General features: G+C 71.0%; 6 protein-coding genes and 1 pseudogene. All 7 read left to right on the plus strand.

Features of this window, described 5'->3' with window-relative positions; all coding sequences use genetic code 11:
• The first annotated feature begins 774 nt into the window (after positions 1–774).
• Entirely contained in the window at positions 775–1,578 is an 804-nt protein-coding gene (locus tag AR3_RS16945) for a Fic family protein (RefSeq protein WP_067915182.1), read from the plus strand.
• Between the two features lie 3,476 nt (positions 1,579–5,054).
• Positions 5,055–6,140, plus strand: coding sequence for a septum site-determining protein Ssd (gene ssd, locus AR3_RS16950; protein WP_067915183.1), 1,086 nt, complete (start codon positions 5,055–5,057; stop codon positions 6,138–6,140).
• Positions 6,141–6,209: 69 nt separating this feature from the next.
• Positions 6,210–7,361, plus strand: a pseudogene (locus AR3_RS16955) (TadA family conjugal transfer-associated ATPase); the annotation flags it as partial.
• Between the two features lie 305 nt (positions 7,362–7,666).
• On the plus strand, positions 7,667–8,473 hold the full coding sequence (locus tag AR3_RS16960; protein ID WP_067915184.1) for a type II secretion system F family protein: 807 nt from the start codon (positions 7,667–7,669) through the stop codon (positions 8,471–8,473).
• A 469-nt stretch (positions 8,474–8,942) separates the two neighbouring features.
• On the plus strand, positions 8,943–9,365 hold the full coding sequence (locus AR3_RS32250) for a type II secretion system F family protein (protein WP_227023120.1): 423 nt from the start codon (positions 8,943–8,945) through the stop codon (positions 9,363–9,365).
• A gap of 107 nt (positions 9,366–9,472) precedes the next feature.
• Positions 9,473–9,682: a DUF4244 domain-containing protein gene (locus tag AR3_RS16970; protein ID WP_067915191.1), complete on the plus strand. Its 210-nt coding sequence runs from the start codon at positions 9,473–9,475 to the stop codon at positions 9,680–9,682.
• A gap of 26 nt (positions 9,683–9,708) precedes the next feature.
• Positions 9,709–10,200 carry a TadE family type IV pilus minor pilin gene (locus AR3_RS32630; RefSeq protein ID WP_281179277.1) on the plus strand — a complete coding sequence of 164 codons (492 nt, stop codon included), beginning with the start codon at positions 9,709–9,711 and terminating at the stop codon, positions 10,198–10,200.
• Positions 10,201–11,318: the final 1,118 nt, after the last annotated feature.

Genomic DNA, 11,318 nt, shown 5'->3' on the forward strand with positions numbered 1-11,318 from the left:
CCGGAGGGCTGAGGACGACACCTGGAATCGAGCTTCTCGGCATACGAGGCCCCTGACAGCTGCCGCTGGGATCGTGAAGGCCGATCCCGCCGAGGACCAGGCGCTGTTGGGTTCGGGCCTGCCGCTGAGCCGCCGACCAAGTGGAGCCTAGGGGAAGACCTTGCTGTCAAGAACCAGGCCCGACACCCAGCTGCGCGGCGGCGCCTGACGGATGTACTGTCCGGCCCGCGTAGAAGGGAGCGGTACATGCGCCGCGTGCCGGAGACGTTCGGCCGGCATCAACCTCGTCCCCGCTCCACCGACCGCCAGCCCGCCATCGGATCGTCCGATGCGGCGTCGAAGTCGAAACCGCCGGCCCGGCCGCTGTGCCGCGCCGAGGAGGCGGGCGTCGCCGGCCACGTGCGGGCGCTGGAGACCGACATCTTCGCGTGCGCCCAGAATCCTTCGCAGATCAGCGAACGTTTGCGCCCGGCCCGGCTTGAGGAGCGCCGAGGCAGTGGAGCAACGGCGTCAGGTCGTCAGCGACACCTGCCGCGACCTGACGGCACCAATCGTTGGACTGCTGACCCGGCTGGAGACGGCCCTTGGGACCCCGCGGCCGAGCGGTCGTGGGCACGCGTCGAGCGTGTGCAGCGCGGTGGTCAGCCCGCGTCTTGCGTGCCGTAGGCGCTTGCGGCTTTCGTGGCTACCGGGGCGGTAGGAGCGGTCGATGCGATCGTCTGTGGCGTGGCGTCGCCCCCGGGCGCGGGACGTCTCAGGCGACCCCCTAAGGTCGTGGCCGTGACCGGATCGGATGCCTTCGCCCAAGTAGCGAACCTCCCGGGAGTGGCCGAGGCGGTGACGGACGCCCGCTCGGCGGTGGACCGGCTGCTCGGTCATCGCGTCTTGCGTCGCCGCAGTGCCGAGGTCTCCACGGAGGCGGCTTTGCGTGGCGCGCGCGCCTCCGCGGCCTTGGAAGGCGTCTCGGTCACCCTGGACGAGATTCGGGCGGCCGAGGCTCCGAAGGATCCCGTCGTCCAGGGCGCCCTTCGCGTCTCCGCGGAACTGGGCTCCCTGGTGGACACCTGGCGGCAGGCGCCCCGACAGGTGTTGGCGCGGCTGCACGTCCTCGCCGCCGCAGACGCCGTAGAGGAGTCCGCGCTGGGACGCCCGCGAGCCGAGGGGCAGGAAGTCGAGGATGTACTCGGCCTCGGGCAGCCTCCCTCGGTGCGGGAAGTGGCGTCGCGGCTGGACATGCTCTGCAGCCTGCTCACCCAGCCGACCGACGCTCCCGCCCTGGTGGTGGCGGCCATCGTGCACGGTGAGCTGCTCACGCTGCGTCCCTTCGGCTGGGGGGACGGCATCGTGGCCCGTGCCGCCCAACGCCTCACCATGGTGGCGCGCGGCCTCGACCCCAAGTCGCTCACCGCGCCCGAGGTCGGCCATGCGGAGCTCGCGGAGGAGTACGCAGCGGCGCTGCGCGGCTACGTCTCCGGCACCCCCAAAGGTGTGGCCGGGTGGATCCGCCATTGCGGCGATGCCACGGCTGCTGCGGCTCGTGACTCGCAGGCCATCTGTGAGGCCATCTTGAGGGGCTGACGCGGTGGATGCTCGGGCTGCGCCGTCCCGTTGGTCTTCCGGGTGCTCCTCCCTCGGCCGCTGCCGATCCGCCAACCATTGACCCCCTACGCGGACGCCGGGTTACTGAGGGTCCGCCGTCGTGTCCGGCGCCGCCGCAGGTGTGGCCGGGTGGATCCGCCATTGCGGCGACGCCACGGCTGCTGCGGCTTGTGAGAGACCATCTTTAGGGGCTGACGCGGCGGGCGCTCGAGCTGCATCGTCCTGTTGGTCTTCCGGGCGCTCCTTGGTTCGGCCGCTGCTGAACCGCCAACCATGGCGTCCACACGCGCGCCGTATGAGCCAGCAAGGCCACCGCGCAGAGCGGGCACGCCGCGCATCTGCTGCTGCATCAGGCGCCCCCGCCTCTGGTGCACGCGGCGGCCTGCGTGTGCACCTCGTCCGCGCGGGGGGATTGCCGCGGCGTCGGGAGCGGCGGCCACGTTCCCTGGGAGCGCTGCGTGGCCCGCGCAACGGTCGCGGTTCGGGACGCGGGCTTCACCGAGGTTGGCGCACGGCGCCATGACTGCCATCGGCTGAGGGCCCGCCGCCGTGTCGGGCACCCGGCCGGGTGCGGTGACGCTACAGCTGCTGCGGCTCGTGAGAGGCCATCTTGAGGGGCTGACGCGGTGGATGCTCGGGCTGCGCCGTCCCGTTGGCCTTCCGGGTGCTCCTCCCTCGGCCGCTGCAGATCCGCCGTGGACCCCATACGCAGACGCACGGTTACTGAGGGCCACCGCCGTCGTTCCCCAGGAAACCTGGAGGAGCGTCTGTGCATTGCGTGACAGATGCGTCGGCGCCCCGTCCAGGGCCCGGCATGCATTCTCACTGCGGCATCGAACCCAGAAGAGAACTCCTGCGTGAAGCACCTGTCAAGGTGCGCCACGGGACGATTGATGGCCTTCCGAAAAAACCGCGAGTGAGAATCTCACGCTAGCGGGTGCGGCGTACGTCTCCACTCGGAGGGCCCCGGGGGCGTCCTCGGCGAAGCAGCAGGTAGCGACGGCGACGAGCCGAGTCTCCGTATCCCTCCGCCTCCCGTGGAAGGGGGCCACCCCCAGGTTGGGCGCCGTATCCAGACCCTTCCTGAACTGGCGGTACGCCGATGGTCCGCTGTCGAGACGAGCAGCCTCTCCGCGCCGTGGGAGGGCCGCCGGCCTGCCGTCGGTGCCGCCTGGTGCTGGTGTGGTGCGGGACCACTGCACCATGGGAACACCCAAGGCGGGCCCCAACGTCCAGGACACGGGCCTACCACGCTGCGTCGACGCTTCCCCTTAAGCTCGTGCTCTCGACTGCGTACGGGGATTTACGGGCGCCTTGAGGGCGGCCGTTGTGAGGGGGTCACAACATGGCCAGCGGCGCCCCGCGCATCGGGGACGCCGCCGCCAGTCACGTCACACCGGGTTACCAAGCGTGCACCTCATATCCGTCGGAGCGGGTCAAGCCCGTCACGACGCGCCTCCCGCGGCTGGTCGCGCGTGGGTACCCGGGTGCCGTGCCCGGACACTTGGTCCGTAGCACCTGTCTACGCCTCATTCGCCCAGTTGACAAGCCCTCCCTCGCACAACGAGCGGCCCTTTGGCGCGCCTCGCGCTCGGTTCGGCGGCGGTTGCTCCGCCCCCCATTGGGGCATTGGGGCGCCGTCGAGGGTGATATTTCGGGCAAGACGGGCGAATGGGTTGTTCTGGAGTCGATCACAGAGTGTGATGAATTCCCACGGGGATCTCGATCTGGGGGTCAGTGAGAATGATCTTTGGGATCTCCTGTACGCTCCCACTCTCAGCCAGGAGCTTTCCGGTCGTACGGCAGGCACTGGGCGGGATGGTGTGACGGACCCACTTCGCCCGCTGGAGTGGGGATCATCGTAACCAGGTGAGAAAAAACGTTACCCGTCCCGTGACATTGCGGCTCGACGGAAGTCACGATGATCGGGCAGCATATGCTTCATCTGCCTAGACTGGAGGCGGTGACTTTGCTCTCCTAAGGGAGATCAAACCCGGCATGCCGTCGCGTGCGATCTCCCCGAGACTTTCTGGGGAAAACGGGCCGGCTCTACCCCCCCGGAGCCGGACCGTTCGGCGACCCCCGCTCTCCCCCCCGGCGGGGGTCGCCCTGTTGTAACGGGTCGGGCGGCGGCGGGTCCAGGCGCCTACCGAAGCCGCCGCCCGACCGCGTATCCCAGGCGCGCCGAGACCGCCATGCTCGTTGCGCGGTTACACCTCGTACGCGAAGCCCACCGGGCGACCCGCTGTCCGCGCGACCAAGAGCGAACGGCATTCCCAGGTCCTCCTGACGCTCAAGCGGCAGATCCGTGACGGGGAGGAATCGGGTGATGTGGCGGCCATTGCGGTGAGCGACGGCAGTGTGGCCAGGAAACGGTGGGAGCGCCCCCAGGCGCGGGCAGTGCGTGAAGTCGACCAGCAGGGCCAGTTCGACCCCGTGGCTGGTCTTCGCTCCCGGATGGCGGGCTGGTGGCGTACTTCGCACGTGTTGATCCCGGCTGCACCCCCGCCACGGAGTCCTCAGGCCGCCGCATCCACAGTGAAGCCCCGTCCCCAACACCCTCATGGCTGACGCCGACGCACCAGTGCGCCCGACGGCACTGGAACAGCCGTGAGCGGTGCTCAGCAGACCGTCTGTCCTGGGAGAGGCGTCCTGGTGCGGGGCCACCTGTCCGCCGACCAGAGAGTGCGTCGCCGACTCGACGCCCGGCGGCGCGTTGTGTGGGTGAGCAGTGTTCGGGCGGGGCTGCCCTACGTAGGCGTAGGCGATGGCTGCTGACCTGGGGTCCCACGACCTATGCACAGGGCTGCCCTGTGTACGGCCGAGTGGCCGAGTTCGCACGCCTGCCCGGATGACGTCTTGTGATGCAGATGGCCCCCGCAATGCCGGCTGTCTCCCCCTGCACGCAGTCTGCGCGTCTGCCGGCTGCGACCGCGCCGCGGACCCCCATCAGCCGGCGCATGCCGTCTCAACTCGACCGCGAGACCTCGCTCACCGCTCGAGCGGCGTCAGTCGGACGTTCGACTGGCTCGTTGAGTGGCACCTGCCTGCTGTTCACTGGGGCCGGCCTGTTCTTGGGGAGGCGCAGCCGCATACAGTCGCGTTGATCACTTACGCCACGTGCCGGACTTCCCGGGGACTGCTGTCCCAGTGGCATGGCGGGCAGGCAATTCGGACAGTCCGCTGCTTTCGGCGTCGCGCAGACGACGAGACGTCAACTGCGTTGCCGACTCGCCGGCAACTCCGTACATAACACCACAATCCCGACCTTTACCTAATGAGCGGGCAATGCCATCACCCGCATCCTGATCGTCGCCGACCTCCGTCTCTGGCAAGGCGCCTCAATCCCTTCTGACCTGCGATTCCACGAAGTTATCCACACCTTGGGGAAGGTCTTCCGGCGGCTGTTCGCCGAGCCGCATGGTGGTGTCCTCAGGAACGGACGGGAGGACACGATGACCACCCCGGCAATGATCGTGACAAGCGACCCGGTGATCGGCGATGACCTGCTGCGGCTCGCCGCGGCCGCCGATACCGGAGCCGAAATCGTCCAGGACGCCGGCGAGGCCCGCGCGGACTGGCGCCGTCCGCCGCTCGTGCTCGTCGGAGCCGAGTCGGCCGAGGAGGTCGTCGCCGCCGGGCTGCCGCGTCGGCAGGGCGTCGTCCTCGTCGCCAAGGAAGGGGAGACCGACGACGTCTACCGCAAGGCGCTCGAGATCGGCGCGCAGGACCTCGCGGTCCTGCCCGACGACGAGAGCTGGCTGATCGACGCGATGGCGGCCGCGGCCGAGCCCGCGGAGGGCCGGGGCGCCATCGTCTGCGTGTGCTCGTCCCGAGGCGGGACGGGAGCCAGCGTGTTCGCCGCCGGCCTGGCGCTCAGCGCGGCGCGCACCGGGGCGCGCACCCTGCTCATCGACGGCGATCCGCTCGGCGGCGGCCTGGAGATCACGCTGGGGCTCGAGGATCACGAAGGCGCGCGCTGGCCCGACTTCGCCGACCGGCGTGGCAGGCTCAACGCCGCCGCCCTGCGCGAGGCCCTGCCCAGTCTGGGAGAGGTCTCCGTACTGTCGTGGCGACGAGGCAAGCCCGTGCCGGTCACCCAGGAGGCCGTGCAGTCCCTGCTGGACGCCGCAGCCCGCGGCTTCGATCTGATCGTCGTGGACGTGCCCCGACACCCCGGGGAGATCGGCCGGTGCGCGTTGCGCGCCGCCGAGGTCACCTACCTGCTCGTCCCCGCCGAGGTGCGCGCCGCCGTCGCCGCGGACGTGATGGCGTCCACCCTGCGCCGCGAGACCGCCGCGCTGCGCCTGATCGTGCGGAACCCCGCCCCCGGCGGCCTCACTCCCGAAGTGATCGCCGAAGCCCTCGGCCTCCCCTTGGCGGGGGTGCTGGAACGCGACCGCAGGCTTCCCGCCGCACTCGAAGAGGGCGACCTCGCCCGATTCCTCCGCCGCAAAGGCCCCCTTGCCGAACTGTGCGGCCACCTGCTGTCCGACCTGGGCTTCTACCACTGCGAAGAGCCTGTGCCCGAGGCCGCCTGACGCCGATCCGGATGATCCGCGACCGGTTCACGGACGCGGTGACGCCTGCGCGGAGCTGGAAGGACGGAGATGAAGAAGCTGTCTGACGCGGTACGTGACCGTCTTCTCTCCAGCGGGGGAGAGCCCACGGCCGGGCACGTCGCCGCCGCGCTGCGGGCGGAGGAACGGCTGCTCGGCGATCGGGAAGTGCTGGCGCTCGCCGACGAGTTGCGTGCGGAGTTCGTCGGCGCGGGGCCCTTGGAGCCGCTGCTGTGCAACCCCGACGTGACCGACGTGCTCGTCAACGGTCCCGACGAGGTCTGGGTGGACACCGGCAGCGGACTGGTGCGAACACAGACGCGCTTCCCGGACGAGGCGTCCCTGCGACGGCTGGCGCAACGGCTGACGGCGGCGGCCGGGCGCCGACTCGATGACGCGTCCCCGTACGCCGACGCCCGGCTGCCCGGCGGGATACGGCTCCACGCCGTCTTGCCGCCGATCGCGGCCAACGGCACCTGCCTGTCCTTGCGGTTGCCTCGGCGGCGGGCGTTCACGCTGGACGAGCTGGTCGCGGCCGGCACGCTCCCACCCGACGGAGCCGAGTTGCTGGCGGCCGTGATCGCCGCCCGTGCGGCCTTCCTCATCTGCGGCGGCACCGGCACGGGCAAGACCACCCTGTTGAGCTGCATGCTGGGCCTGGTCGACCCGGACGAACGGCTCGTCCTCGTCGAAGACTCCGCCGAGCTGCGCCCCGATCACGGCCATGTCGTGCGCTTGGAGGCGCGCCCGCCCAACGTGGAAGGCGCGGGCGGCGTCACGCTGCACCAACTCGTCCGGCAGGCGCTGCGCATGCGCCCCGACCGGCTCGTGGTCGGCGAGGTGCGCGGTTCGGAGGTCGTGGATCTGCTCGCCGCGCTGAACACGGGCCATGAAGGCGGCTGCGGGACGCTGCATGCCAACGCCGCCGCCGACGTCCCCGCGAGGCTCGAGGCACTGGCCTGCGCCGCGGGCCTGACCAGGGAGGCGGTGCACAGCCAGCTCGCCGCGGCGATCGACGTCGTGGTGCATCTCGTCCGCGAGCCCGGCGGCGGACGCCGGAGGGTCGCCGAGATCTGCCTGTTGCGCCGACAAACCGACGGTCTCGTGCAGGCGGTCCCCGCGGTCGCCTTCACCGCCGAGGGCCGCATGCTCACGCTGCCGGGCGCATCCGATCTCGCAGCCCGGTTGCACCACAGGTGGCGACCGCGATCGACGGCCATCAGCGCGGCCGCGACGGCAGGTCTCGCTCATGCCGTAGGCGGTGACGATCTGCACACCGCGATCGCGGGCCTTGTCGAGCAGGGCGAGAGAGGCGGCCGCGCCGCCCAGCACGATCACCCCGAGCCGCGCCAGGCCGAGGCCGGCGTCCAGCAGGCACCGCATCTTGGTGGGGACCGGCGCGGTGTGCCCCACCCGCCCGGGGCGACGTCGTCCGTTGCTCGCGGGCTTGACGTCCCGCAAGCGGCTGTGCCGGCGACCCGGACCGGAACGCGTGAAGGGACGGTGTCATGACCGCAGCCGCCATGCTGTGCGCCGCCCTCTGCGCATGGATCGTGTTCAAGCCTCCGACAGCCTCCGAACGGCTCACCCGGGCGCTTGCCGTACCGAACGCACGTGACGCATGGCCGTTGAGACAAAACCTTCTCCAGAGCCTGACCGCTCATATCGATGGGCTGCGCGAGCGGCGCCGACAGCGTCGGCGATGGCAGACCGCGGTCATCGAGTTGTGTGACGGCATGGCCGCGGAGTTGGCGGCCGGTCGCCCGCCGGACGAGGCATTCCACGCGGCGGCGTCCGTGCTCGACCCGCGGATCGCGGTCCACCTGCTGGGGACGTCCGCTGGTCCGGACGTCACCACGCAGATCATGTCCACAGCTCCTGAGAAGTCCCGGCGGCAACCGGGCAGCGACATCGCCACGCGCGCGAACGCGCCCACGCCCGACCGGTTGGAACTGCTTGCCGAACAACCGGGCGCGGAGGGGCTGCGGCTGCTCGCGGCCTGCTGGCGGATCGGAGCCGAACGCGGGGGCACGCTCGCCGCGGTCCTCGACGGTCTCGCCGCCGCCCTGCGCGACGAAGAGGAGCAGCGTCAGGAGATCTCGGCCCAGTTGGCGGGGCCCAGGGCGACGGCGCGTCTGCTGGCGGGGCTTCCGCTGCTCGGCTTGGCGATGGCGGCCGCGCTCGGCGCCAAGCCTCTGGCCTTCCTGTTCGGAACCCTCCCGGGCCTGGGGTGCCTCGTCGCCGGTATCGCCCTCGACGCGCTCGGCATGTGGTGGACGAGCCGCCTGGCCCAAGCCGCCGAGCGGCCCAGGTGACGGTGCTGACCAGTCAGCGAACGGGTGCCCAGCTTCAATGCGAGGAGGATGAATGATTCTTCTGGCCATGCTGTCCGCTGCGGTCTGCGGCTTCCTATGGCCTCGTGGTCACAGCCCGGCCGTACGCCGATACACCGCCCTCACATCGGTCCGCTCGGACAGGACACTCACCTGGCCGCGGCGCCCACACGACGCCTCAGGCGCGCCGACCCGGCACAACGGCATCGCACCAGGACGACCACCACCAACCGCCCCAGATCAAGCGGCGCCTTCCACGAAAGTGCGTCGGGACCTCCTGACGCGGCGTCTAGGGGCGTTGCTGTCAGGCGTCGCATGTGCGGTTCTGCTGGGCGGCCTGCTCGGCGCACTCGCGGGTCTCGTGGTGTCCCTCGTCGTCGCCCGCGTGCTGGGTCGGCTCGGCCACGCCGACCAGCGACGCAGAAGAGCGCGCCTTGTCGCGGATCTTCCCGTGGCGATCGACCTGCTCGCCGCCTGCCTCCAGGGCGGAACACCGTGGAGCGACGCGGTGGAGGCCGTGGCGCGCGCGGTCGCCGGACCGGTCGGGGACGAACTTCACCGCGTCGCCGTCCAGATCCGGTTGGGCGTCGATCCGTCCGCCGCCTGGCTCAGCCTGGCCGACGAGCCGGCGCTGGCCCCGCTCGCCCGGACGGTCGTCCGCGCGGCCGAGAGCGGTGCCGCGGTGGCGCCGACCTTGACCCGCCTGGCCCGCGACCAGCGGCGCGCCGCCCGGGCGGCGGCTCTCGCCCGGGCCAGAGCCGCGGGCATCCGGGTGCTGGCGCCGCTCGGGCTGTGCTTCCTGCCCGCGTTCGTCCTGCTCGGCATCGTCCCGACCATCGCAGGAATCGCGTCGACGGTCCTGCTCCCGTGGTGAGCCACGGCAGTTATCCACAGAACGCGGCTCCCCTGTCGCCCCCGATCTCACCCCCGCAGGCTGGACCTGAAACCCCGACACGGAAGGGAGAACTCCTCATGCGGACCATGACCGCTGTCGTCCGGAGAGGCCTGACCGCCGTCGCCCGGAGGATGCGGCACGGGGCCCGAGATCTCGGCATGTCCACGGCCGAGTACGCGGTCGGCATGATCGCCGCGACCGCGTTCGCGGCGCTTCTCTTCAAGATCGTGACCAGTCCGGAGGTGAGAAACCTCCTTTTAGGAGTCGTCAAGCGGGCCCTCCACCTGGCCGGATGAGCCCCAGGCGCCCTCGTGACGCAGGCATGGTCACCGCGGAGATCGCCGTCGCCCTGCCCGCCCTCGTGCTCGTCCTCGCCGTGTCCGTCTGGGCGGTGAGGATCGCGTCGATCCAGGTCGCCTGCACGGACGCGGCACGAAGCGGCGCCCGGGCGGCGGCCCGCGGCGAACCTCTGCCCGCGGTCCGCGCGATGGTCGCCCGGGCCCTGCCGCCCGGAGCCCAAATCAAGATCAGCCGCGATGCGGAAACCACCCGAGTCGAGATCGCAGTCCCCACCAGACCGCCGGCCGCCAGTGGTCTGCCCCCTCTGTTGATCAGAACAGAGGCCACGGCAGCCACCGAGCCGGGAGCCGCCCACCAACCAGCTACGGAGCCACATGAAGCAGCTATCGAGCCAGGAGCCTCAATGAACCAACGACCAGAGCCGCCACAGACCAGTAACCGAAGCCCTCGCCCCCTGCCTGGCCGCTCCAGAAGGAGCCGCTTCATCAGAGATGGGCCGAACCGACGCTCCTGACAGCACTCACCGCAGCTGCCTGGCGGCTCCGGCCACAGCCGCCAGGCACAGCAGCTCGCCCGGCACGAGCAGCTCGCCCGGCCACAGCGGCACGCCCGGCACGGGTGACACTCAGCAGTCCGCGTCGGCCAGGGTCAAGACCATTCGATGGACCACCACTGCTCTGTGGCCACGCCATTCACGCGGGCACGGCCGCCGGCACCAAGGGCGGGTGCGGGTGCCACCGCAGGAGTGTGCGAATGAAGCCGCGCACTGCCCACTGGTTGTCGCCAGGTAGTGGGCGCTTCCGGCAGGGCAGTGGGTGTCGCGACTGGGCGGGTGCTCTCACCAGCCGTCTCGGTGTGCGCGTGCTCGACCGCCCCGCCGACCTGGACCGCACCGCCGTACTTCCCAGCAGTCGCAGAGTGCGTGTGCTCTTGGGGCGTGGTGGTGCGAGCCGCAGGTGTGGCGGTGGCGGTGCTGGGAGTGGGGACGGCGCCGCCCGGCAGACCGCCAGACGACCCCCTCTAGGGGTGAGCGATGACGCGCCGGGCGCCTGACTGCGGGCGCTCTTGCTCTCTCTGCGTTCATGCGCCGTGGCAAAGCGAGGCGGCGCAGGGGGCGTTCCCAGTGGGGTGGGGGTGGTGCAGTGCGGGGTCGGTGGGTCGAGGAAGACGGAGACGATGACGCGCAGGCCGCGGCGGCTCTGGCCGCGGTGTGGGGAGGTGATGGCCTGGGGCTGGGGCGGGGGCTGGACGCGGTGGAGATGTAGCGGCGGGTGGGGCGCTGCCGCGGAAGTGCTGGAAGTGGTGGTGAGGAGGTTGCGGGTGTTGGTGCGAGGGCTCCAGTCCGGTGCGGACGTCGTTTTGCGGTCGGTGCTGCGGTGCGACGTCGCCTGGGTGGGGGCTGGACCCGGTGGAGATGTAGCGGCGGGTGGGGCGCTGCCGCGGAAGTGCTGGAAGAGGTGGAGAGGAGGATGCGGGCCTTGGTGCGAGGGCTCCAGTCCGGTGCGGACGTCGTTTTGCGGTCGGTGCTGCGGTGCGACGTCGCCTGGGTGGGGGCTGGACGCGGTGGAGATGTAGCGGCGGGTGGGGCGCTGCCGCGGAAGTGCTGGAAGTGGTGGTGAGGAGGTTGCGGGT

Origin of the sequence: Actinomadura rubrobrunea NBRC 15275 (assembly GCF_001552235.1) — a bacterium.
Taxonomy (GTDB): domain Bacteria; phylum Actinomycetota; class Actinomycetes; order Streptosporangiales; family Streptosporangiaceae; genus Spirillospora; species Spirillospora viridilutea.

Excerpts from the sequence above, each read along its gene's own strand:
- ssd (WP_067915183.1), top strand. The coding sequence starts at position 5,055 with ATGACCACCCCGGCAATGATCGTGACAAGCGACCCGGTGATCGGCGAT.
- AR3_RS16960 (WP_067915184.1), top strand. The coding sequence starts at position 7,667 with ATGACCGCAGCCGCCATGCTGTGCGCCGCCCTCTGCGCATGGATCGTG.
- AR3_RS16970 (WP_067915191.1), top strand. The coding sequence starts at position 9,473 with ATGACCGCTGTCGTCCGGAGAGGCCTGACCGCCGTCGCCCGGAGGATG.
- AR3_RS32630 (WP_281179277.1), top strand. The coding sequence starts at position 9,709 with ATGGTCACCGCGGAGATCGCCGTCGCCCTGCCCGCCCTCGTGCTCGTC.